This is a genomic window from Amycolatopsis sp. WQ 127309 (genome assembly GCF_023023025.1).
Taxonomy (GTDB): Bacteria; Actinomycetota; Actinomycetes; order Mycobacteriales; family Pseudonocardiaceae; genus Amycolatopsis.
This window is the reverse complement of sequence record NZ_CP095481.1, coordinates 10,015,822-10,038,592: the sequence shown is the minus strand read 5'-3', so window position 1 is coordinate 10,038,592 and position 22,771 is coordinate 10,015,822. Positions and strand designations below refer to the sequence as shown.

Sequence of the window (22,771 nt, the reverse complement as noted above, 5' to 3'; positions counted from 1 at the left end):
ACCGGGCGCCGGATTTCCTATCCTGGAACGAACTCCGGCGCGTGGAGAGGGATGTCGATGCGGACATTGCTCGTGCTCCTGCTCGTCCTCGGTTCCCTGTCACCCCTGTCCGCCCGGCCCGCCGCGGCGGCGACGGCGGTGTGCGTGACCTCTTGCGACACGCTCGATCCATCGCGAGCCGCGCGAGAGAGCTTTCCCTTGCCCGACAAGGTGATCAACGGCCGTATCGTGCGGCTGCACGCGTCCGACCCCGACGGCATGGCCTGGGCGAGCGTCGACAACGGCGTCGCCGGCGACGCCGTCTGGCTCGACCGCTCCTGGGACGGTGGCGCGAGCTGGGAAGGCCTGCTGGGCAAGGCGAGCGTCCCCAGCGGGTGGACCGGCACCCGCACGCTGATGTACAACCTCACCGACCCGGCGCACCACCGCCGGGGCCTGGTCCGGGCCTGCGGGGACGCGCAGGGCGTCGCCTGCACCGCCTGGATCTACCCGGACGTCTGCGACGCCGCGTGCGACCGGGCCGCCCCGGGCAGCGGCGACGCCCAGCCGGTCGCGCCGACGACCCTGTACGGCCGCACGATCCGGCTCCACTTCGACAGCCGCGGCATGGCGTGGGCCGGCATCGAAGCGGGCGGCGCCGGCGACGAGGTCTGGCTCGACCGGTCCTGGGACGCGGGCGCGAGCTGGCCGGACGGCTCGTCGCTGGGCCGCACGAGCGTCACGTCGGGCGCGACCGGCACCCGCACCACGGCGTTCGCCACGCGGGACCCGCGTGGCCGGCTGTACGGCGGCGCCGTGCGCGCGTGTGGCCGGGAAGCCACGCACGCCTCGGGCAGCTGCACGGCCTGGGCGCGCCCGGCGACGACCCGGGCCGCCGGCGCGGTGGACGCGCTGATGTGGTCCTACGAGCCCTACACCGCGTGGTGGCCGTCGAGCTGGTGGAACTCGGCGGTCGCCGTGACGGCCGTCGCGGACGCGGGCGGCTTCGACGCCGCCATGGCACGCACCTTCGACGTCAACCGCGCCGCTTTCCCCGCCGGGGGCCGCAGTTCCGACCCGATCGAGGGCGACTTCGTCAGCCGCGCGATCGACGACAGCGCGTGGTGGGGCCTGGCCTGGATCGCCGTCTACGACCGCACCCACGACGCGCGTTACCTGACCGAGGCGACGACGATCGCGAACTACGTCAACGGCTTCTGGGACACGGGCAGCTGCGGTGGCGGGGTGTGGTGGAACCGCGAGCGGACGTACAAGAACGCCGTCACGAGCGGGTTGTACCTGCGCCTGACCGCGTCCCTGCACACGCGGCTCGCCGGTGACACGGTGTGGGGCCAGCGGGCCCGGACCGCGGGCGACTGGTACCTGAACAGCGGCCTGATCAACGCGAACGGCCTGGTGAACGACGGCCTGACGTCGTCGTGCGCGAACAACGGCCAGACCGTCTGGACGTACAACCAGGGTCTCGGCATCGGCGGGCTGGTCGAACTCTGGCGCGCCACCGGCGTCACGTCCTATTTGGACGCCGCGAAGAGGCTGGCGGACGCGGCGATGTCCCGGCTCACCGCGAACGGCGTGCTCGTCGAGTCCTGCGACGCCGCGAACTCCTGTGACGACAACCAAAAGCAGTTCAAGGGCATCTTCATGCGCTACTTCGGCGACCTGGCGAAAGCCACGGGCTCGGCGACTTACCGTACTTTCGCTCAGAAGCAGGCCGATACCTTGTGGGGCGCCGACCGGGATTCGCTCAACCGGATCGGCCAGCGCTGGGCCGGCGGCACGCCGAACGTGACCGACTGGCGAACCCAGGCGTCCGGGCTCGAAGCAGTGCTTGCGGCCGGGTAGGCAGGGTAGGCCGGGCCGTCCGGTCCCAGGGACGGCCCGGCCTGGCTCAGCAGTGGCCGAGGTCGGCCCACTGCGCGGTGAGGCCGGGCTCGGAGCCCTGCGTCCACCAGTTCGCCTGCCAGAGGTGGCTGTTGTGCTTGACCCGCTGCCCGCCGAGGTAGACGGTGCCCCAGTCCCACTCCGCCGCGCTGGAGCAGTTCGCGGGCTGGGTCGGCGTGGTCGGGGTCGTCGGTGTGGTGGGTGTCGTCGGGGTGGTCGTCGGCGGCGGGCTGGTCGGCGTGGTGCAGTTGCCGGAGCCGACCGTGTCGACGTGCGCGGTGCCCGCGCCGCGGTAGGTCGAGGCCTGCGCGACCGCGGCGGCGGGCGTGACGACCTGGTTGCCCGCGTAGTAGGTCCAGTCCACCTGCTCGGTGTAGGTGCTGGTGCCGCTCGTGTGGCCGGCCGTGTCGATGAACCACATGTTGTAGTTGATCGACATCGGCGTGCGCGGGTAGACCGGATCGCCCTGGGCGTCGGTGGTGTGGTCCGCGGTGAGGACGCCGTCGAGGTAGTACTTCACGTGCCCGCCGGAGACCTGCGTGACGATGTCGTGCCAGCCGTCGAAGCTGCGGTTCTGCGCGGTGGAGGTGCGCAGGCCGTCCCACGACGGGTTGTTCCAGTAGGTGTACCAGGACGTCTGGTAGTTCGCGGTCGAGCCGCCCCAGCCGCCGTTGGGCAGGTACTCGGAGAAGTCGAGCTCGCTGTAGAGCGGGTCGCGGTCGTACCGCAGCGGCGAGATCGTGAAGTACGTTTCGTTGACGTGGTCGCCGTCCGTGCCGCTGGTCGGCGCGTCGGTGAACTTCACGCGGCTGGCGTAGGTGCCGTCCAGGAACCGCAGCTGGTTCTGGTACAGCTCGGCGTGGGTCGTGCCGTTCGCGCTGCCGTCGGTGGACGCGTTGAGCTGCGCCACCTTTTCCCCGTTCACCGTGGGGAAACTGATGTTGCTCGTCAGCCAGCGCGCGCCGGGCACGCCCGGGCTGCCGACGTCGTTGCGGGTGGTCCAGCCGGCCGCGCCGAACGCGCTGTCGGTGGGGGAGGCGTAGTGGAAGTCGTCGAACAGGACGCCGCAGGCGGCCGCTGCTGTGGCTGGGGCGGCGGCCGGGCTGGCGTCCGCGCCGTGGGCGAGCACGAGCGCGGCCGCTGTGGCCGTCGCGGCGGCGAGCGCGGCGGCGGCCTTGGCCGGTTTCCGGGGGGACATGGTGGTGTCTCTCCTCTCGGGGAGGTACCTCGAAGAGCGGACAGATTGGTCTAGACGAATTAGCCTCAGTAGAGTGCGTCTTACCATTGGTAAAGTCAAGGAGTTACCAGTGGTAAGTTCCCGATCCGGGGCCGGGACGCCACAATGGCTCCCGTGCGGATCTCCCTCGCGGCGCTGGCCGTCCTCGTCACCGTCGCCGGCTGCTCGGCCCAGGTGCCCGGACGCGCGGCACCCTCGGGCGACGGCTTCGTCGTCAAGGACGGCACGCTGCTGCACTTCCGGCCGGTCCTGACCGAGCTGCCGCCGTCATCGTCACCGGCACCGACGGGCTCGGCGCCGGAGCGGCAGAGCGCCGACCCCGCCGCGCAACAGGCCGCCGCGGCCGCGCTCGACTGTCCTCAGGGCAGCCCGGATCCGTTGGCGGGCCGGGACGACCCGGCGCGGCCGCTGGTCAGCTGCGACCGCGCGAAGGGCACGAAGTACGTGCTCGGCCCGGCGTTCCTGAGCGGCGCCGACGTCGGCTGGGTGGCCGCCCGCCTCGACCCGCAGTCAGGCCACCCGGTCATCGAGATCAGGTTCACCGCGGCCGGCACCCGGACCTGGGCGGAGTGGACAGGCGGCAACGTCGGCAAGCAGGTGGCGATGGTGCTGCGGAGCCGCGTGCTCACCGCGCCGGCCGTCCAGTCCGCCATCACCGGCGGCGAAACGCAGATCTCCGGGGAGTTCACCCTGCCCGAGGCGCGGCAGCTGGCCCGCGACATCGCGGGCGGTTAGCAGGGGCGGGTCGCGGCTTCCGTGCAGGCTTCCATGTTCGTCGTGGTCGTGACCTGCTGCAGCAGCGTGTAGAGCGTCTCGCGCTGCTCTTCGTCGAGGCCGCTGAACACCTCGTCCTCGACCGCGGCGAGCGCGAACTCCGCGCGGGCCAGCAGTTTCGCGCCGACGTCGGTCAGCTCGACGATGTGCCGGCGGCGGTCGACGGGGGAGCGGCGGCGCTCGATCAGGTTCTCCGTCTCGAGGTCGTTGAGCAGGCCGACGACGTTCGTGCCGTCCATCTCGAGGATCTTCGCCAAGTCCTGCTGTGAGCTGCCGCCTTGGTCGCGCAGCACCGTCAGGGCGATCAGGTGCCGCGGGCGCAGCCCGAGCGGGGCCAGCACCGACTCGCTGCGCAGCCGCAGCCGGCGCGCGAGGTGGTCGAGCAGCGCGCCGCAGCGGTGGGGCGGCTGGTTGACGACCGGCAGCGAAGTCATCTGCCCAGTATATGGCCGGCCTGATGATCGGTGTGCTATTAATGGTTTGTCTAACACCAACGATCTATGGACGGCGAACGACATGGCGCATCTCCTGCACATCGACTCGAGCATCACCGGCGAGGCTTCGGTGAGCCGCAGGCTCAGCGCGCGGGCCGCGGCCGCGTGGCGGGCCGCCCACCCCGACTGCACGGTGACCTACCGCGACCTGGGGGAAAACCCGGTGCCGCACATCGACGCGGCGGGTGGGACGGCCGGCCGGGTGCCGCCGGAGCACCACACGCCCGCGCAGGCGGCGGCGTGGGCGCTGACGCGGGAGATCGTCGGCGAGGTCCAGGCGGCCGACACCGTGCTGCTGGGCCTGCCGCTGTACAACTTCGGCCCGCCGAGCAGCGTCAAGGCGTGGGTCGACCACCTCATCGCCCCCGGGCTCTCGACCGACGCCGTGACGATGGCCGGCCTGCTCGGCGGCCGGGAGTTCATCGTGCTGGCCAGCCGCGGCGGCGGTTACGGCGCGGGCACGCCCCGCGCGGGCTGGGACCACGCCGAGGCGTGGCTGCCGCACGGCCTCGCGCCGACCGGCCTGGAGCCGCGGTTCATCACCGCCGAGCTGACGCTGTCGTACGTGAAGCCGGCGATGGCGGAGCTCATCCCGCTGGCCGACGCCAGCCTCGCGACGGCCGAACGCACCATCGACGAGCTGTGGGCGACCGCGCGCGTCTGACGTGACCGGTCCTCCTCACCGGCGTCGGGGGCCGGTGAGGAGGACATCACGACTGTGCGGCGGCGGGACCCAGGTCGAGGAGCTGCTCGAAGAAGCCGCCGATCTCGCGGTCGCGGTCGACGAGGTGGACCTCCAGGATCCAGTGCGACGCCTGGCCGCCCCGGTCCGGCCGGCGCATCGGCTGGTCGCTGCCGGGCGCGATGTAGGACGCGATCCTGGCGCCGTCGATCGTCTCGTGCGGGAACTGGCCGACGAGGTGCCCGGCGATCTCGCCGCCGAACTCCCAGCCCGCTTCGTGCGCGAGCTGGACCATGTGCGCGTACAGCTGCTCGCCCGTGATGTCCGGCAGCGCGTCGAAGTACGCCCGCCCGGCGTCGAACACCTTCGGCAGCGCGTCGCGCAGCGCGTGCTTGACCGGGTCGTCGCCCAGCACGAACGTGCGGCCGAAGTCGGCTTCCCAGTCCTCGAAGATCGGGCCGAAGTCGGCGAAGGCGATGTCGTCCTCGCCGAGCACGCGATCCGGCGGGTTCTCGCGGTAGGGCCGCAGCGTGTTGACGCCGGCGCGGACGATCCGCTTGTGCCAGTAGCGGCGGATGCCGAGCAGGTCCCCGGCCAGGTCGCGGATCGCGTCGCTCGCCTCGGTCTCGCGCACGCCCGGCGCGAGGATCCCGCGTTCCTCGACCGCGGCGAACAGCTCGACCGCCTTCACCTGCGCGTCCAGCAACCGCTCGGCCCGCAGCGCTTCGTCCTCGACCACGTCACCCATGAGCCGACGGTAGCAAGTCACACCGGATTCGCGGGTGCTCCCCAGCGCGTCCCACCGTGACGCAGCTGCGGTGATCCGGCCCGCCCCGCTGCCGCACCACTCGATCGTGCAAGGTCGCTTCCGGCGGCGTGACCTGCGGAAAGGCCGTAGCCTGACGCCGTTCACCACCCCTGTAACCCGTTAGGACGGCCATGCGTCTCTCCACCCGCAACCAGCTCACCGGCACCGTTTCGGCCATCAAGCCCGGCGCCGTGATGTCCGTCGTGACCGTCGAGCTCGACGGCGGCCAGCAGGTCGTCGCGTCGATCACGAAGGACGCCACCGACGAGCTGGAGCTGGCGCCGGGCAAGCCGGTGACCGTGCTCGTGAAGTCCACGGAGGTCATGCTCGGCGTCGAGTGACGTCCTCCTTACGGGTGGTTCCCGGACGGGTGGCATGATGCGTGACTCGAACAGTGGCACCCGGGCCGAGGAAGGTCAGGTTTGAGCGCGCACACCTCCCAGATGGACGACCTCCGGCTGGTCGCGCAGCCCAGCGCGCTGCCGGTCAGCGAGCTGTTCGTCCGCCTGATTCTCAGCGACTGGTCCTTGAAGCCGATGTTGGAGCAGGTCACGGCCACGGCGAGACGCCTGGTCGAGGCGGTCATCGACGCCGGCGACCCCAAGGCACCCGCCCTCGTCACCCTGCGGCTGCGGCTGACCGCCGAGGTCCTGCTGGTGGAGGTGGACGACAACCTGCCCCACCTGCCGCCACCCCAGGCCGCACCCGGCGAGCGCGTCGGCGTCGACCCGGCACCCGGCGGCGGCCGCACCACCTGGTGCGAGCTGCCGCTGCCCGGCGGGATGACCGCGAAGCAGGTGCGCCTGCCGCGCCGGGGCGATCGCCGGACGCTGGTCGACGAGCCGGTCTCCGGTGACCCGGTGACGGCGGACCCGCAGGTTCTCGAACGGCTGCTCAGCCGGCTGAGCGGCTGGTCCGGCGAGGGCTGAGCACCGGCGTTCCCGCCGGGACCGGTGATACTGGACCGGTGAAAGCCCGTCCCGTCCTCGTCGTGCTCTACGACGGCGTCCGCCTCCTCGACGTCTCCGGTCCGCTGGAGGTGTTCGCCGAGGCCAACGAGCACGGCGGGCGGTACGAGCTGCGGACGGCGTCACCCGGCGGCGCCGACGTCCGCGCCAACACCGGCACGCGCCTCGGCGCCGACCTCGACCTGGCGGCGGCCGACCCGCGCGGGGCGACGGTCCTGGTGCCCGGCGGTCCCGAGTGGGTCCGCACGATCGCCGACACCGAGCTGGTGGCCCAGATCCGCCGTCTCGCCGACGGCGCGAGCCGCACGGCGTCGGTGTGCGCGGGCGCGTTCGCGCTGGCCGCGGCGGGCGTCCTGGACGGCCGCCGCGCGACGACGCACTGGGACCTGACCGGCCAGCTGGCCCGCCGTTTCCCGCTGGTCCGCGTCGACGCGGACGCGATCTTCGTCAAGGACGGCCCGGTGATCACCTCGGCCGGCGTCACCTCGGGCATCGACCTGACGCTGGCGCTGGTCGAGGCGGACCTCGGCCCGGAGATCGCGCGGCTGGTGGCCAAGCACCTGGTGGTGTTCCTGCAGCGGCCGGGCGGGCAGTCGCAGTTCAGCGTCCGGCTGGAGACGGGCCGCCCGCGCCACGAGGTGCTGCGGGGCCTGCTGGACGCCGTCGCGGCGGACCCGTCGGCCCCGCACACGCTCGGCGACATGGCGGCTCACGCGGGCGTCAGCGTCCGGCACCTGACCCGGCTGTTCCGCGAGGAGCTGGGGCGGACGCCGGCCCGGTTCGTCGAGCAGATCCGCCTGGAGTTCGCCCAGCAGCAGCTGGAGGGCACCGTGGACCCGCTGGAGGTGGTGGCCCGCCGGTCGGGCTTCGGCTCGGTGGAGACGCTGCGGCGGGCCTTCGCGCGTGGCCTCGGCGTGACGCCGAGCGACTACCGGTCCCGGTTCCGGACCACGGGCATTTCCTGAACGTTTCGGCCGCCGTGTCCGTGCTTTCCGGTAGGGGGCATCGACGTGAGGAGGCCGGCCGTCGTGCGGATCGTGATCGCCGAGGACGACGCACTGCTGCGGGAAGGGCTCGTGCTGCTGTTGCGCAGCGCCGGGTTCGTCGTCGCCGCGGCCGTCGACCACCCCGACGACCTGCTCACCGCCGTGGGGGACGCGGCACCCGACCTGGCCGTCGTCGACGTCCGGCTGCCGCCGACCTTCACCGACGAAGGCCTGCGTGCCGCGTTGGAGGCGCGGCGCCGGGCGCCGGGGCTGGCGATCCTCGCACTGTCGGCGTTCGTCGAGGACGGCTACGCGGGCGACCTGCTCGCCGCGGGCGGCGGCGGGGCCGGCTACCTGCTCAAGGAGCGCGTCGGGAAGGCCGACGAGTTCCTGGACGCCCTTCGCCGGGTGGCGGCCGGTGGGACGGTGCTGGACCGCGACGTCGTCGCCCTGCAACTGGACCGGCGCCGCCCCGGTGACCCGGTCACCACGCTCACGGCGCGCGAACGCGAGGTCGTCGCGCTGCTCGCCGAAGGCCATTCGGTCCCGGCGATCGGCCGCCTGCTCGGCATCGGCACGGACGCCGCGCGCCGCCACGCCGGAGACGTCAGCGCGAAACTGCGCGTCCCCGACGAGGCCCAGGCGATGCTCAGCTACCTGCGTGCGTGAGCGCCAGCACCTCGGCCTGCTTCTCCCGGTACCGCACCACATTCGCCAGCTTGACGTCCTCGTAGCCGCGCACCAGGTCCGGTAGCTCGGCCAGCGCCAGGACCTGCGCGAGGTCGACGTCTTCGGCCCGGAACGCGCGCAGCACGACGCCGCGGTACTCCTCGACCAGCTCGCGCTCGACCCGGCGCACCTCGGCGCGGCCGAACGGGTCGAACTTCGTCCCGCGCAGCCGGCGCAGGGCGTGCAGCAGCCGGAACGCCGGGCGGAACCACGGGCCGAGGCTGATCTTGCGCTTCATGCCGAGCGCGCGCAGGACCGGCGGGTGCAGCCGGAACGCGTACCGCGTGCCCGCGCCGAACTGGGCTTCGAGGTCCGCCGTGAACGCCGGGTCGAGCGAGAGCCGCGCGACCTCGTACTCGTCCTTGTAGGCCATCAGCTTGTACAGGTGCTTCGCCACGGCCTCGGTGACCGCCGTCGGCCCGTCTTCCAGGACCCGCACCTGCTCGACGTACTCCGCGTACGTCCGGGCGTACGCCGCGTCCTGGTAGGCGACCAGGTCGGGGATCCGGATGTCGAGCAGCCGGGCCAGCTCCGACCCGGGCTCGGCGTGCACCAGCGAACGCACGGCCGGCGCGGCGGGCTTCGGCGTCGCGGCGGGCGCGGGGGCGACCGCGGCGGCCAGCGCGTCCGGGTCGGCGACGAGCTGCCGGCCGCGGCGGAAGGCCTGCAGGTTCGCGGCCACCGCGGTGCCGTTCAGCTCGATCGCGCGCTCGAGGGCCGCGGCGGGCAGCCCGATCACGCCGGTCTGGAAGGCCGCGCCGAGCTGCAGGACGTTCGCGAACTGGTCGTCGTCGAACAGCGTCTCGGCCAGGCCGCGCGCGTCGAGCGACACGGTGCGCGCCGCCGCGGCCTCCAGCGGCGCGAGGACGCTGCCGGGGCTGGGGAAGGCCACCGTCGTGTCGACGACCATCCGGCCGGTGGGCACCTCGGTGGTCGACACGACCGCCGTCGTCCGGCCCGGGTCGGCCACGCCCAGGTTCGTCGCGTCCGCGCCGACGAGCGCGTCGCACGCCAGGTAGAGGTCGCACTCCGCGGTCGCGAGCTTCGCGGCTTGGGCGACCGGCTCGGCCGTCACTTTCAGGTCGGACACCACGGCACCGCCCTTCTGCGCCAGCCCGGTCTGGTCCAGCGTGCGGACGTGCCGGCCGTCGAGCACCGCGGCCGTCGCGAGGATCTGCGTCACGGTCACGACGCCGGTGCCGCCGATGCCGGTGATCCGCACGGTGAAGTCCGGCGACCCCGGCGAGGCGGGCGCGGGGACGGCGTCGGCGGCCAGCTCGCCCAGCTTGCGGTGCTGCTTGCGGCCGGTCGGCACGACGGTGACGAACGACGGGCAGTCCCCGGCCAGGCAGGAGTAGTCGACGTTGCACGACGACTGGTGGATCGTGGTCTTGCGGCCGAACTCGGTGGCCACCGGCTGCACGGACAGGCAGTTCGACTTGGTGCCGCAGTCGCCGCAGCCTTCGCAGACGCGCTCGTTGATCACCACGCGGGTCGCGGGCGTCTCCTGCTTGCCCCGGCGGCGTTTCCGCCGCTTCTCGGCCGCGCACTCCTGCTCGTGGATCAGCACGGTGACGCCGCGGACGGCGGCCAGTTCCTCTTGCGTGCGCACGATTTCGGTGCGGTCGCGGACCTCGACGCCGGCGGGCAGCTTGCGGTGGCGCAGCGCCCCGGGCGCGTCACTGGTGATCACGACCTGCTTCGCGCCCTCGACGAGCAGCAGCTCGGCGACCTTCTCCACCGGCAGCGCGCCGACGGCGTCCTGCCCGCCGGTCATCGCGACGGCCGAGTTGTAGAGCAGCTTGTAGGTGATGTTGACGCCGGCCGCGACCGCCGCGCGTACGGCGAGGCTGCCGGAGTGGGTGAACGTGCCGTCGCCGATGTTCTGCACGAAGTGGTCGGCCTCGACGAAGGGCGCCATGCCGATCCACTGGGTCCCCTCGCCGCCCATCTGCGTCACGCCGAGGACGGTGCCGACCTGGTCGGGCTCCATGAACAGGGCCATCGTGTGGCAGCCGATACCGCCGCCGACGAGCGTGCCCTCCGGGACCTTAGTGGACGAGTTGTGCGGGCAGCCGGAGCAGAAGTACGGCGTCCGCGCCAGCAGCGGCACGGAGATGCGCTCGCGCCGCCGGCGTCCGCGCCAGGCCTCGACCGACGGGATCTCGTGGTGCGCGGCGAGCCGCCGGGCCAGCCCGGTCGCGACGACGTCCGGATCCAGCTCGCCCAGCTCGGTGAACAACGTGCGGCCGTCGGCGTCCTTCTTGCCGTGCACGGCGGGCGCGCCGGCCGTGCCGTAGAGGACCTCCTTGAGCGCGGCCTCGATGAACGACCGCTTCTCCTCGACGACGACGATCTCGTCGAGCCCGTCGGCGAACTCCCGGACGACCGACGGCTCCAGCGGGTGGATCGCACCCAGCTTGAGGACGCGGATGCCGTGCCGGTGCAAGGCTTCCTCGTCCAGGCCGAGGGTGCGCAAGGCCTGCTGAACGTCCAGGTAGGACTTCCCGGCCGAGACGATGCCGATCCGGTCGGCCGGACCGCTCGTGGTGATCCGGTTGAGACCGCTCAGGCGCAGGTACTCCATGGCCAGCGGCAGCCGCACGGTGAAGAGGCTGCGTTCCAGCGCGGCGAGGCTCGCGCCGAGCAGTTTCGACGTCGGCGCGTGCCGGTACGCCGTGGGACCCAGGTCCGGAGCCGTCCACTGTGGACCGACCTGGGCGGTGCCGGACGCGTCCGCGACGTTCGTGACGACCTTCAGCGACGACCACAGCCCGCTGGCCCGGGACAGCTCGACCGCGTGCATCCCGAAGTCGAGGACGTCCTGCGAGTCGGCCGGGTACAGGATCGGAATGGCCAGGTCGGCCAGCGTGAGCTCGGACGCGCAGGGGATCGTTGACGACTTGGCGTTCGGGTCGTCGCCGACCAGCGCGACCGCGCCGCCGCGGGGGTCGGTGCCGGCCAGGTTGGCGTGGCGCAGGGCATCGGACGCGCGGTCGAGGCCCGGCGTCTTGCCGTACCAGTACCCGGTGACGCCGCGCTGCCCACCGGCGCCCGCGACGAGCTGGCTGCCCATCACCGACGTCGCGGCCAGCTCTTCGTTGAGCCCGGGCCGGTGCACGACGGCGTGCTTCTCCAGCAGGGTCGCGCGGCGGCCCAGCTCGAGGTCGTACCCGGCCAGCGGTGAGCCTTCGTAACCGGAGACGAACACCGAGGGGTCGCCACCGTGGGCACGGTCGTGGCGAACGCGGTCGAACAGCAGCCGCACCAGGGCCTGCACCCCGGTGAGGTGCACGGTTCCCGCCTCCCGCAGGTAGCGGTCCTCCAGCGTGAACGACTCCACGGCGCGGCTCCCTTCGCCCTCGCGCGGCTGTGCTCGGGCGCACAGTGCGATGCGGGCCACGGCACACGGTATCGGCCCCGGACGCAACAGCCGACGCGGGATCACCGCCTCTCACGCAAACTTCGGCGGTCATGATCGACGATTGGCCCGGTTTTTTGCGCGGAGTTACGCTCGCCCGCATGACCGAAGAGCTACTCGACGCCACCGACCACGAGATCCTCGGCCTGCTGCGCGAGGACGCCCGGCGCACGCTGTCGGACATCGCCGGCCGGGTCACTTTGTCGACGGCGGCGGTCAAGCGGCGGATCGACCGTCTCCGCGAGACGGGCGTGATCACGGGCTTCACCGTCCAGGTCGACCACGCGAAGCTGGGCTGGGGCATCGAGGCGTTCACCGAGCTGCGGTTCGTCGGCAACACGAAGGTCGCCGAGATCCTCCGCACGACCACACGGATGCCGGAGGCCCAAGCGGTGTTCACGATCGCGGGCGACCCGGACGCCCTCGTGTGGCTGCGCGTCCGTGACATGGCTCACCTCCAGAAGACGATCGACGAGATCCGCCGCCACCACCAGATCACCGGCACCAAGACGCTGATCGCCCTGGAGTCCTGGTCACGCGGGCACTAGCGTCACGCTCTCCCTGGTGCCGGTCCCGGAGCGCTCGCACCCGGACGGAACGGCTAATCGCCCAGCAGCACACCCGAGTCGCGCTCCCGTTGCAGGAAGAACTCCGGCCATTCGAGCGAGCCCGGCGGCGCCTCCAACGCCGTCGCCCGGCGGCGCATCTCGGTCAGGAAGTCCGTGTCCAGCACCGTCCGGGCCGAGATCGGTTCGCGCAGCAGCGTGCCGGCCGGGCCTTCGTACAGGTAGGCGTCCACGCCCGGAAAGCCCTTCGTGCCCGGCGGGAAGTCGCGGTCCAGCGGGAAGTACGACGCGTCCAGCTGTCCCAGCCACGAGTTCTTCAGCGTGGTCAGCGACGGCCACGAGCCCAGGCGTGATTCGAGCCGCGCGTTGTCCTTCAGGAAGCCGCGGTGGTCCGCGACGACGAACGCGCTGCCCGGGTACTCCTGCTCCAGCCGGCCGACCGCGCTGCCCGTGTTGTGCGTCAGGTGCCCGAGTCCGAACAGCAGCAACGCTTTCCGGTGTTTCTGCAGCACCTGCGTCTTCAGCACGGACACGATCGCCGGGTCGCGCTCCTCGAACGGCGTGAAGTCCGCCGGGTGGTGGATCCTGCTCCAGTCGACCGGTGGATCGCAGGCCAGCACCCGGATCCGGCGGCTCGCCGGCAGTGTCGTGTTGACCTGCCGGACCAGCGGGAACAGTTGTTCGTAGAACGTCGAGAACCCGCAGCTGGGCTGGGTGGTGTTGCGCCACACCGGCCGGACGTCGGCGATCGGGATGTCCGCGCCGGCGATGTAGGCGTCGAGAACCGGCTGGTACAGCGAGTTCCCGCACTCCACGGCGATGTCGTTCACCTTGCCGGGCAAGCGTGGATCGCGGACCAGGTCGAGCAGGAAGCTCCCGACGTCCGGACTGGACTCGGCGACGAGCGCGTGGTCGTCGAAGGCGGCCAGCAGCGCGCCCGCGGCGTCCGGCGACGACCGCGACTGATCGGCGGTGGCCGATGTGGCCGGCGTGACCACCAGGCCCATGGCCGCGAGCACGGCCAGGAAGATGCGCATGAACGGCTCCTCGGAGCGGTGAAGTTCCCCCACTGTCTTACGTCTGTAAGACAACTCGGCCAGCATCCAGCCGCGCCCGAGCCGTTGTCAAGGGCGTCCCACGATCGTGTCAGTGCCGGAAGGCCTCCGCGAGCCACCACGAACCGCCGTCGTCGGCGATCTTCGCGTCGATGACCAGGGGCGCGTCGCGCGGTCCGGCGAGCCAGTCCTTCACCGCGAAGAGGTCCTCGGTCGACCGCACGGTGACGCCGGCGCAGCCGAAGCCGCGGCCGATGGCGGCGATGTCGGAGTCGGGGAACCGGACCGTGGTCATGTCGGCGTCGCCGAAGTGGTGGATCTCCGCGCCGTACGCGGCGTCGTTGTAGACGATCACGACCAGCGGCAGGCGCAGCCGGACCGCGGTGTCCAGCTCGGACAGTGCCATGTGGAACCCGCCGTCGCCGGTGCCCAGCACCGGCAGCCGGTCCGGGCGGGCGAGCGCGGCGCCGATCGCCGTGCCGAGACCCAGGCCGACGCTCTGGAACGCCTGGGTGAAGCAGAACCCCAGCTCGTCGGGGACCGAGAGGTACGCGCTCGGGTAGCCCATGAAGTTGCCCGAGTCGATCGAGACGATCCGCTCGGCGGGCAGCAGGTCGTCCAGGAGCCTGCTGAGCGTCCGCGGGTCGATCCGGCCGCCGCGGGACAGGTCGTCGTGCTCGACGTCGTTCCAGCGCCCGGCCGCCGCGATCCGGCCGGCGACGTCTTCGGTCCGGTAGCCCACCGCCTTGTGGTCACCGAGCTCGCTCAGGACGTCTTCGGCGGTGCAGCCGGCGTCGCCGACGACGCCGAGGTCGATCGGCCGGTGCGCGCCGAGCGCGCCCTGCTCGAGGTCGACCTGGGCCAGCGTCGCGTACGGGCTGAGCAGCTTCCCGTCGCGGGTGGTCCACGTGTTCAGCGCGCAGCCCCACCCGACGACGAGGTCGGCGCCGCGGATCAGCTCCGCGGCCACCGGCGAGGCGAACCCGCCCGAGATGCCCAGCGCGAACTCGTCGTCGTGGAAGAGCCCGTGCGCGACGGCCGACGTCGCCAGGAGTGCTCCGGCGCGCGAAGCCAGTTCCCGCAACGGTTCCCGGCTCCCGCGGGCGCCGCGCCCGGCGACGAACACCGGCCGTTCGGCGGCGATCAGGAGGTCCGCCAGGTCGGCCGCCGCGCCGATGTCGGGGCGCATCGGGGCCGGTCCGGGGATCGGCGGCAGCGGGTCCGGCAGCTCCGGCGGGTCGGGTGCGAGCTGCGCCTGGACGTCGAGCGGCAGGTTCAGCACGACCGTCCGGCGCTCCTGCCGGGCGGTCCGGAAGGCCCGGACGGTGTCCGCGACCGCGCTCGCGGCGGAGTGCACCCGCTCGGGCACCGCGCCGGCCGCGGTGGCCAGCCCGTCCTGGTCGATGCGGAAGTTCGACAGCACCGACGAGCCCGCGGAGTCGGCGGTCACCACGAGCATCGGCGTCCGGCTCTTGGCCGCCTCGGTGATCCCCGTGACGGCGTTGGTCAGCCCGCAGCCCTGGTGCAGCGACAGCACCGAGACCTTCCCGCTGATCCGCGCGTAGGCGTCGGCCATGCTCGCCGCGCCGCCCTCGTGGCGGGCTGCGACGAACCGGACGCCGCCCGCGCGCAACGCGTTGGTGACCTCGAAGTTGCCGCTGCCCACCACGCCGAACGCGGTGCCGGCGCCGAGGCCGGCCAGGGTGCGGCCGACGAGCTCGGCGACGTTCACCGCTCCACCAGGGCCAGCACGCGCGCCGGGCTGCCGGACCCGCCGACGATCGGCAGCGGCGAGACGATCAGCAGCACGCCGGTCGGTGGCAGGGACGCGAGGTTCTGCAGCTGCGTCAGGCCGTGCTTCCCGGCGCCGAGCAGCAGCTCGTGGCACGGGAACATCGGCTCGAGCCCGGGCGCCTGGCCCGCGTCGGTGCCGACGGTCTCCACCCCGAACCCGGTGATCGGGGCCTCCTCGGCGAGCCACCGCGCGCACTCCGCGGAGACGCCGGGGGTGTGCGAACCGGTCTCGTCGGCGTTGAGGAACTCGTCCTGGTCGCCGCCGCGCGCGTCCCAGCCGGTGCGGTAGAGCAGCCAGCCGCCGGCCGGCAGCGGCCCGTGCTCGGCCGTCCACGCCGTCACGTCGTCCACCGAAAGGAGGAAGTCCGGGTCCGCGGCCGCCCGTGCCGAGAAGTCGAGCACGACCGCGGGCGCGACGAGCGTCTTCAGCGGCACCTGCGAGACGTCGTGGCCGTCCTTTCCGGACACCCAGTGCACCGGCGCGTCGAGGTGGGTGCCGGTGTGCTCGCCGGTGTGGATGTCGTTCCAGTACCACCGCGGGCCGCGCTCGTCGTAGCGGCTGATCTCCTCGAGGCGGAACGGGATGGTGTTGGCGAAGGGCTCGGGCAGCCGGAGGATCGGCGTGCTCGGGCTCAGCGGCGCGGTGAGGTCGACGATGCCGACCGCCCCCGAGGTGATCGCCTGGCCCAGTCCGTCCAACAACGACATGCCTGCCTCCCGGGTGCGGGTGAACGTCTCGTCCGAGACCCTATGCCGGGAGCCCGGTCCTTGACAGGGCTCGATTCCGGGTGTTGTCTTAATGTCGTAGGACAGTAGGAGGGTGTGGGGTGATCGAGTTCGTCCTGGACGGCCGCTCGCGGGTCGCCACGTACATGCAGCTCGTCCTGCAGGTGAAACAGGCGCTGCGCGTCGGCCTGCTGCGTGACGGCGACCAGCTGCCGAAGGTGCGTGAAGTGGCCCAGGCGCTGGCGATCAACCCGAACACGGTGCTCAAGGCCTACCGCGAGCTGGTGCTGGAGGGGCTCGCGGAGGGCAAGCCGGGGGTGGGCACGTTCGTCACCGGCACCCTCGCCGGGCCGTCGCTCGGCTACCAGGCGCGGCTGCGCGAGGAGCTGGTGGCCTGGCTGGAGCGCGCGGGAGAGGCGGGGATGTCGGGTGACGACATCAGCGCGCTGATCGACACGACGATGCGCGGCACCACGCCGCCGTTCGACCAATGGAAGCTGTAGTGACCCCGAGGGGAGTCCGACGATGGAGCTGGCGGTGGAGGCCAGGGCGCTGGGCAAGCGCTACGGGCGCAGCTGGGCGCTGCAGGACTGCGCGCTGACGCTGCCCGCCGGGCGGATCGCCGCGCTGGTCGGCCCGAACGGCGCGGGCAAGTCCACGCTGCTGCACCTGGCCGTCGGGCTGCTGAAACCCGACGCGGGGGAGGTGCGCGTCTTCGGCCGCGACCCGCGTGACGGGCCCGCGGTGCTCGCCGACATCGGGTTCGTCGCGCAGGACACCCCGGTGTACCGGGACTTCACTGCGGCGGAGCTGATCACCATGGGCGGCAAGCTGAACCGCCGCCGGTGGGACGCCGCGCTGGCCCGCGAGCGGCTCGCCGCGCTCGGCATCCCGCCGGGCAAAGCCGTCGGCAAGCTTTCGGGCGGGCAGCGGGCGCAGGTCGCGCTGGCGCTCGCCCTGGCCAAGCGGCCGCGGCTGCTGCTGCTCGACGAGCCCATCGCGAGCCTCGATCCGTTGGCGCGCCGCGAGTTCATGCAGACGCTGATGGGTGCGGTGGCCGAAAGCGAGACCACGGTGCTGCTGTCCTCGCACCTGCTGGCCGACCTCGAACGCAGCTGCGACTACCTGGTCGTCCTGCAATCCTCCCGCGTCCAGCTGACCGGCGCGGTCGACGAGCTGCTCGACGCGCACCGCACGCTCACCGGCCCACGTGCCGGCAGCGAATCCATCGCCGGGGTCGCGGAAGTCGTCCGCGCGAGCCACACGGACCGCCAGTCGACGCTGCTGGTCCGCCGCGGTGCCGGTTCGATCGATCCACTGTGGACGGAACACGAAGTGACCCTGGAGGACCTGGTGCTCGGCCACCTCGCCGCGGCCGGACCCCGCGTCGCCCCGGAAGCGTGGGGGGTGCCGGCATGATCTGGCTGACCTGGCGCCAGTACCGCAGGCAGGCGTGGTTCACCCTCGCTGTCCTCGGAGCGCTCGCCGCGATCGTCGTCCCCACCGGTCTGGCGATGCACGCGAAGTACGAGGATTCGGGCCTGGCCGCCTGCCGGGCCGCGCTGGGCCGGGCGTCGATGATCACTCAGACGGCGTCGGTGGCGAACTGCGAAAGCCTCGCCCACCAGTTCCAGCAGCAGTTCGGCGGCATGGTGTTCGTCGCCGTCCTGTTCGTGATCCTGCCGGTGCTGGTCGGCGTGTTCTTCGGCGCGCCGCTCATCGCGCGTGAGGTCGAGCAGGGCACGCACCGTCTGGTGTGGACACAGGGCGTGAGCCGGCTGCACTGGGCACTGGTCAGGTTCGGGCTGGTCGGCTCGATCACGGCGGTGCTGGCCGTCGGGTACGCGCTGGGCGTGTCGTGGTGGTTCGAGCCGCTGGTGAGCGCGACCGGCCGGCTGGGCTACTTCGCCTTCGACGTCCAGGGCGTCGTCCCGGTCGTGTACACGCTGTTCGCCCTCGCGCTCGGGATCTTCGCCGGGACGTACTGGACGAAAGTGCTGCCCGCCATGGGCATCTCGCTCGTCGGTTACGCGGTGGTCCGCGTCGCGATCGAGGTCTTCGCCCGCCCGCGGTACCTGCCGGCGCAGACCCTCACGTTCGCGCCGGACAGCGGGCGGACCCCGAACACCGCGGCGGGCGACTGGGTGATGGACCAGGGGGTGCGCAACGCGGCGGGCGACATGGTCCTGCCCAACTCGCAGATCGGGCCGTGCGGCCCAGAAGGCTGCGGCACCGGCGGTGCCGGTCCGGGTGCCTACAACTGGATGGAATACCAACCGGGGGACCGGTTCTGGACGTTCCAGGGCATCGAGACGGGCATCTTCGCGGTGTTGACGGCGGCGCTGGTGTACTTCGCGATCCGCCGGGTCCGCGTGCTCGCCTGACCCGCGCCCGGCTCATGATTTCCGGCCCCAGAACGCGCGGACCACTTCGGCGAAGGCGCGCAGCCCTTCCGGGCCGCGTTTCTTCGCGATGTACACGCACACCGGCAGCGCCGCGACGAAGCAGGCCGCGAGGCAGAGCACGACGTAGAGGGGCGCCGCCACCCACGAGCTGACACTCACCTTGACCTCGCTCATCACGCCGCCCGTCCCGGTACCGGCGGTGCTCGTCGAAGTCGGTTCAGCTGGGGTGTTCGGTGCTGCGGAGGGCAGTCCGGGTCTGCCCGGTCGCCATCGGCCACCGTGATACCCGCCCGGCTTGCGCCGAGCCACGCACGCAGTCGTTCCGACTCGGTGCGCTCCGGACCCTCCGGTCGGATCTTAACCCGGATCTGACCGCGGGTACACGACCGAATCCGGGCCGTACGCCGGCGCCTCCGACGAACGGCGGATTTACAACGTTGTATACAGCGGGTAAGACTGTTTTTACAACGTTGTAACGACCGCGGAGGCTGATACCCGTGTCGCTGAGCCGCAGGCAGTTCGTCGCCGGAGCCGTCGCCGCCGGTCTGTTCGCGAGTACGCGGGAAGCCAGGGCCGCCGTTCCCGGCGGCCGCACCGTCGCCCCCGCGGCCGGCGGGCTGTACACGCCGAACGCGGCTCCGCTCAAGCCCACCGCTTTCCTCAAGCTCCCGCCCGGCGCGGTCACCGCGCGCGGCTGGCTCGCCGGGCAGCTGCGCCTGCAGCTCGACGGCCTGTGCGGGCACTACGCCGAGACGTCGCACTTCCTCGACTTCGCCACCAGCGGCTGGGTCCACCCGGAGCGCACCGGCTGGGAGGAGGTGCCGTACTGGCTGCGCGGTTACGTCGACCTCGCCGCGGTCACCGGCGACGCCACCGCGAAAGCCACCGCCGGCAGGTGGATCGACGCGATCCTCGCCACCCAGCAGTCCGACGGCTTCTTCGGCCCGACGGCGTTGCGCACGGCGCTCAACAACGGCCCCGACTTCTGGCCGTACCTGCCGCTGCTGCAGGCCCTGCGCTCGTGGCAGGAGTACACCGGCGACACGCGCGTCGTGCCGTTCCTGACCCGCTTCCTGCGCTACATGAACGCGCAGGAGCCGAGCGCGTTCAACTCCAGCTGGGTGTCCGTCCGCTGGGGTGACGGGCTCGACAGCGTGTTCTGGCTGTTCAACCGCACCGGCGACACCTCCCTGCTCGACCTCGCCGACAAGATCCACACCCACGGCGCCAACTGGGTCGGCAACCTGCCGAGCCTGCACAACGTCAACGTCGCCCAGGGTTTCCGCGAGCCCGCGCAGTACGCGCTGCGCAGTGGTTCCGCGTCGCTGACCCAGGCGACCTACCAGGACTACACCACGGTCATGGCCACCTACGGCCAGTTCGCCGGCGGCGGGTTCGCGGGCGACGAGAACGCGCGTCCCGGCTTCGGCGACCCGCGGCAGGGCTTCGAGACGTGCGGGATCGTCGAGTTCATGGCCAGCCACCAATTGCTCACCCGGCTGACCGGCGACCCGGTGTGGGCCGACCGCTGCGAGGACCTCGCGTTCAACTCCCTGCCCGCCGCGCTCGACCCGGCCGGGCGCGCGGTGCACTACATCACCAGCGCGAACGGCGTCGACCTCGACAACGTCCCCAAGAGCGAAGGCCAGTTCCAGAACGGCTTCGCGATGCAGGCCTACCTGCCCGGCGTCGACCAGTACCGCTGCTGCCCGCACAACTACGGCATGGGCTGGCCGTACTTCACCGAGGAACTCTGGCTGGCCACCCCGGACAACGGGCTCGCGGCCGCGATGTACTCCGCCAGCAGCGTCACGGCGAAGGTCGCCGACGGCACGGCGGTGACCATCACCGAGGACACCACGTACCCGTTCTCCGAGCAGGTCACCTTCACCGTCCGGACGCCCCGGAACCTGGCTTTCCCGCTGTACTTCCGGATTCCCGCGTGGTGCGCGACACCGCGGCTCACGGTCGCGGGCGCGTCGGTCGCGGTGACCGCCGGGCCGTCGTTCGCGAAGGTCTCGCGCACCTGGGCGGACGGCGACGTCGTCACGCTGACGCTGCCGCAGCGCACGACCGTGCGGACCTGGAGCGCGAACCACGACTCGCGGTCGGTCGACCACGGCCCGCTGACGTACTCGCTGAAGATCGGCGAGAGCTACCAGTCGCTCGGCGGGTCCGCGCAGTTCCCGCAGTACGCCGTGCACGCGACGACGCCGTGGAACTACGGCCTGGCCGCCGAGGCAGCGCTGACCTTCTCGGCGGCCGGGGGCACGTTGCCCGCCAACCCGTTCACCCCGGACGCCGTCCCGGTGAAGATCACCGCGTCGGCGCGGAAGATCGCCGAGTGGACCGTTGACGACCAGCACGTCGTCACGCCGTTGCAGGCGTCACCGGCGAAGAGCGACGCGCCGGTCGAGACGATCACGTTGATCCCGATGGGCGCGGCGCGGCTGCGCGTCACGTCGTTCCCGACGGCGGCGCCGGACGGGCACCCGTGGCTGCCGGGCGGTGGGGGAGCGGCCATCCGGATCGTGAACCGCAACTCCGGCAAGGTCCTGGGCGTCGATCAGATGTCCACAGCGGACAGCGCGCGGGTGGTGCAGTTCGCCGACAACGGGACCGACGACCACCTCTGGCACCTGGTCGCGAACGGCGACGGCTGGTACCGGATCCGCAACCACCACTCGGGCAAGGTCCTCGGCGTCGACCAGATGTCCACCGTGGACAGTGCGAAGGTGGTCCAGTTCACCGACAACGGCACGGCGGACCACCTCTGGCAGCTGGTCGACAACGGCGACGGCTGGTGGCGGGTGAAGAACCGCAACTCCGGCAAGGTCCTCGGCGTGGACCTGATGTCGACGGCCGACAGCGCCCAGGTGGTCCAGTTCGCCGACAACGGGACAGCGGACCACCTCTGGCAGCTGCGCTAGCGCTTGACGCCGACGATCCCGGCCACGCACCTCGCGGAGCCGCTGAGCGGCGTGAGCCGGGGGCCGTCGGGCCACCACTCGTCGCACACCGCCAGGCCCGGCTCCGACGTCGCGTTGGGCTGCAGGAACTCCAGGCCCGGCAGCATCGCCTCGATCTCGGTGCGGGTGCGGAACCGGCCGGCGCCGAGGGGGCCCTGGGTCAGGATGTCCTCGATGCGCTTGGCGATCGCGGTCAGCTCCGGCACCTCGGGGTCGAAGAAGTGCGACAGCACCACGTACGAGCCCGGCGCGAGCGCGTCGATGTACTCGCCCATGACGTCGGCGGCGCCGTCGCCCTCGAAGTGGTGCATCGTGCCGACGTGCAGCAGCGCGACCGGCTCGGTGAAGTCGATGTGGCGCAGCACCTCGTCGTCGCCCAGCACCGCTTCCGGCTTGAAGATGTCCGCCTCGACCATGTGCGTGAAGTCGTTCTCGGCGAGCAGCGCGCGGCCGTGCGCCAGGACCACCGGGTCGTTGTCGATGTAGACGACGTTGGTGTCCTTGTCGATGCGCTGGACGATCTGGTGCGTGTTCTCCGCGGTCGGCAGCCCGGACCCGCAGTCGACGAACTGCCGGATCTTGGTCTGGCTCGCCAGCATCCGCAGCGCGCGGTTGTGGAAGCCGCGGTTGCCGCGGGCGATGTCCACCGCTTCCGGGACCGCCTGCCGGATCTTCTCCATCACCACGCGGTCGACTTCGTAGAAGTTGTGACCACCGAGGAACCCGTCGTAGATCCGCGCGATGCTCGGCCGCTCGGGATCCACTCCCACCGGCTTCTGGCTGGGGGAACTCACGGACGGGACGTCGGACATGGCGACCTCGCAGGACATCGGCGGGCGACGTGGGCCACTCAGCGTAGTAGGTCGCGTCCCCGCGGTAAACGCGAGGTCAGCCGCTCGGGCGAAGCCGCTGGTCCGGAATGTCGTCCCAGTGGTCGTCTTGGCGTCCGGCGCGGTCCCGGCGCAACCGCGCCAGGTGCTGCTCGATCCGCCGGTCGAGATCGCGCGCGGCCTCGGACAGTTCCGTCAGGTCGCGACGGGACCCCGGGTGGCCGAGCGCCCCCGTGTCCACTTCGTCCCCTGTCCTGTCCACTGACGGCACCTCCAGCGTCGGTCCGGACCTTCCCGTGCTGCGTTACTGCCCCATCCGGAGCACCCCAAAACCCCCGCGGCCGGTGAGCCGGGGCACGCACGAAGACGTCCGGGAAAACCGCGGATCTGTCCGGTCGAGTCACCGGGAAAGCCCTGGTGCGAATTTTGACCAGGTGGTAGAAATC

22 protein-coding genes are annotated in these 22,771 nt (G+C 71.9%); 12 read left to right on the top strand and 10 right to left on the bottom strand.

Annotated features, from left to right (window positions below; all coding sequences use genetic code 11):
• Positions 1-57: 57 nt before the first annotated feature.
• Positions 58-1,842: a glycoside hydrolase family 76 protein gene (locus MUY22_RS44115; RefSeq protein ID WP_247053640.1), complete on the top strand. Its 1,785-nt coding sequence runs from the start codon at positions 58-60 to the stop codon at positions 1,840-1,842.
• Positions 1,843-1,888: 46 nt separating this feature from the next.
• Here MUY22_RS44115 and MUY22_RS44110 read toward each other — a convergent pair whose 3' ends face one another.
• Positions 1,889-3,079, bottom strand: a complete 1,191-nt coding sequence (locus MUY22_RS44110; protein WP_247053638.1) for a carbohydrate-binding protein — start codon at positions 3,077-3,079, stop codon at positions 1,889-1,891.
• Positions 3,080-3,232: 153 nt separating this feature from the next.
• On the opposite strand from MUY22_RS44110, the gene MUY22_RS44105 reads away from it, so the two are divergent.
• Positions 3,233-3,853 (top strand): precorrin-3B C(17)-methyltransferase, encoded by a 621-nt coding sequence (locus MUY22_RS44105; RefSeq protein WP_247053636.1) that lies wholly within the window; start codon positions 3,233-3,235, stop codon positions 3,851-3,853.
• On the opposite strand, the gene MUY22_RS44100 is transcribed toward MUY22_RS44105, so the two are convergent.
• A complete protein-coding gene (locus MUY22_RS44100; RefSeq protein WP_247053634.1) occupies positions 3,850-4,326 on the bottom strand; it encodes a MarR family winged helix-turn-helix transcriptional regulator in 477 nt (158 codons plus the stop codon). The genes MUY22_RS44105 and MUY22_RS44100 overlap by 4 nt on opposite strands.
• Before the next feature lie 82 nt (positions 4,327-4,408).
• Here MUY22_RS44100 and MUY22_RS44095 point away from each other — a divergent pair, with 82 nt between their 5' ends.
• Positions 4,409-5,050 (top strand): FMN-dependent NADH-azoreductase, encoded by a 642-nt coding sequence (locus MUY22_RS44095; RefSeq protein WP_247053632.1) that lies wholly within the window; start codon positions 4,409-4,411, stop codon positions 5,048-5,050.
• A 46-nt stretch (positions 5,051-5,096) separates the two neighbouring features.
• Here MUY22_RS44095 and MUY22_RS44090 read toward each other — a convergent pair whose 3' ends face one another.
• Positions 5,097-5,816: a M24 family metallopeptidase gene (locus MUY22_RS44090; protein ID WP_247053630.1), complete on the bottom strand. Its 720-nt coding sequence runs from the start codon at positions 5,814-5,816 to the stop codon at positions 5,097-5,099.
• Positions 5,817-6,007: 191 nt separating this feature from the next.
• Between MUY22_RS44090 and MUY22_RS44085 the strand changes: the two genes are divergently transcribed.
• The 4 genes from MUY22_RS44085 (at position 6,008) to MUY22_RS44070 (ending at position 8,499) form a co-directional block, all read left to right on the top strand.
• Complete coding sequence (locus MUY22_RS44085) at positions 6,008-6,217, top strand: molybdopterin-binding protein (RefSeq protein ID WP_247053628.1); 210 nt, start codon at positions 6,008-6,010, stop codon at positions 6,215-6,217.
• Between the two features lie 81 nt (positions 6,218-6,298).
• Complete coding sequence (locus MUY22_RS44080; RefSeq protein WP_247053626.1) at positions 6,299-6,805, top strand: ATP-binding protein; 507 nt, start codon at positions 6,299-6,301, stop codon at positions 6,803-6,805.
• A 38-nt stretch (positions 6,806-6,843) separates the two neighbouring features.
• Complete coding sequence (locus MUY22_RS44075) at positions 6,844-7,809, top strand: GlxA family transcriptional regulator (RefSeq protein WP_247053624.1); 966 nt, start codon at positions 6,844-6,846, stop codon at positions 7,807-7,809.
• A gap of 63 nt (positions 7,810-7,872) precedes the next feature.
• On the top strand, positions 7,873-8,499 hold the full coding sequence (locus tag MUY22_RS44070; protein ID WP_247053621.1) for a response regulator: 627 nt from the start codon (positions 7,873-7,875) through the stop codon (positions 8,497-8,499).
• Here MUY22_RS44070 and MUY22_RS44065 read toward each other — a convergent pair.
• Positions 8,480-11,902 carry an indolepyruvate ferredoxin oxidoreductase family protein gene (locus tag MUY22_RS44065; RefSeq protein WP_247053619.1) on the bottom strand — a complete coding sequence of 1,141 codons (3,423 nt, stop codon included), beginning with the start codon at positions 11,900-11,902 and terminating at the stop codon, positions 8,480-8,482. The two genes, MUY22_RS44070 and MUY22_RS44065, sit on opposite strands and share 20 nt — an antisense overlap.
• 179 nt (positions 11,903-12,081) lie before the next feature.
• Between MUY22_RS44065 and MUY22_RS44060 the strand changes: the two genes are divergently transcribed.
• Positions 12,082-12,528 carry an Lrp/AsnC family transcriptional regulator gene (locus tag MUY22_RS44060; RefSeq protein ID WP_247053617.1) on the top strand — a complete coding sequence of 149 codons (447 nt, stop codon included), beginning with the start codon at positions 12,082-12,084 and terminating at the stop codon, positions 12,526-12,528.
• Between the two features lie 53 nt (positions 12,529-12,581).
• Here MUY22_RS44060 and MUY22_RS44055 read toward each other — a convergent pair whose 3' ends face one another.
• From MUY22_RS44055 to MUY22_RS44045, 3 genes are all read right to left on the bottom strand, one after another.
• A complete protein-coding gene (locus MUY22_RS44055; protein ID WP_247053615.1) occupies positions 12,582-13,583 on the bottom strand; it encodes a hypothetical protein in 1,002 nt (333 codons plus the stop codon).
• A gap of 109 nt (positions 13,584-13,692) precedes the next feature.
• The gene (locus MUY22_RS44050; RefSeq protein ID WP_247053613.1) at positions 13,693-15,333 is read right to left on the bottom strand and encodes a thiamine pyrophosphate-binding protein; all 1,641 of its coding nucleotides are present in this window, start codon (positions 15,331-15,333) and stop codon (positions 13,693-13,695) included.
• Positions 15,330-16,103: a cyclase family protein gene (locus tag MUY22_RS44045; protein WP_247053611.1), complete on the bottom strand. Its 774-nt coding sequence runs from the start codon at positions 16,101-16,103 to the stop codon at positions 15,330-15,332. The genes MUY22_RS44050 and MUY22_RS44045 overlap by 4 nt, the downstream gene beginning before the upstream one ends.
• 119 nt (positions 16,104-16,222) lie before the next feature.
• Between MUY22_RS44045 and MUY22_RS44040 the strand changes: the two genes are divergently transcribed.
• From MUY22_RS44040 to MUY22_RS44030, 3 genes are read left to right on the top strand one after another with little or no spacing between them, the layout of a single operon-like run.
• Positions 16,223-16,624: a GntR family transcriptional regulator gene (locus tag MUY22_RS44040; protein ID WP_247053609.1), complete on the top strand. Its 402-nt coding sequence runs from the start codon at positions 16,223-16,225 to the stop codon at positions 16,622-16,624.
• Between the two features lie 22 nt (positions 16,625-16,646).
• On the top strand, positions 16,647-17,540 hold the full coding sequence (locus MUY22_RS44035) for an ABC transporter ATP-binding protein (protein WP_247053607.1): 894 nt from the start codon (positions 16,647-16,649) through the stop codon (positions 17,538-17,540).
• On the top strand, positions 17,537-18,505 hold the full coding sequence (locus MUY22_RS44030; protein WP_247053605.1) for an ABC transporter permease: 969 nt from the start codon (positions 17,537-17,539) through the stop codon (positions 18,503-18,505). Before MUY22_RS44035 ends, MUY22_RS44030 begins: the two co-directional genes overlap by 4 nt.
• A 12-nt stretch (positions 18,506-18,517) precedes the next feature.
• Here the strand turns inward: MUY22_RS44030 and MUY22_RS44025 are convergent, their stop codons facing one another.
• A complete protein-coding gene (locus MUY22_RS44025; protein WP_247053603.1) occupies positions 18,518-18,700 on the bottom strand; it encodes a hypothetical protein in 183 nt (60 codons plus the stop codon).
• A 323-nt stretch (positions 18,701-19,023) separates the two neighbouring features.
• Between MUY22_RS44025 and MUY22_RS44020 the strand changes: the two genes are divergently transcribed.
• A complete protein-coding gene (locus MUY22_RS44020; RefSeq protein WP_247053601.1) occupies positions 19,024-21,456 on the top strand; it encodes an RICIN domain-containing protein in 2,433 nt (810 codons plus the stop codon).
• On the opposite strand, the gene MUY22_RS44015 is transcribed toward MUY22_RS44020, so the two are convergent.
• Together MUY22_RS44015 and MUY22_RS44010 are read right to left on the bottom strand one after the other, a co-directional pair.
• Positions 21,453-22,307, bottom strand: coding sequence for an SAM-dependent methyltransferase (locus MUY22_RS44015; protein WP_247053598.1), 855 nt, complete (start codon positions 22,305-22,307; stop codon positions 21,453-21,455). The two genes, MUY22_RS44020 and MUY22_RS44015, sit on opposite strands and share 4 nt — an antisense overlap.
• A gap of 76 nt (positions 22,308-22,383) precedes the next feature.
• Positions 22,384-22,587: a hypothetical protein gene (locus tag MUY22_RS44010; protein ID WP_247053596.1), complete on the bottom strand. Its 204-nt coding sequence runs from the start codon at positions 22,585-22,587 to the stop codon at positions 22,384-22,386.
• Between the last annotated feature and the right edge of the window lie 184 nt (positions 22,588-22,771).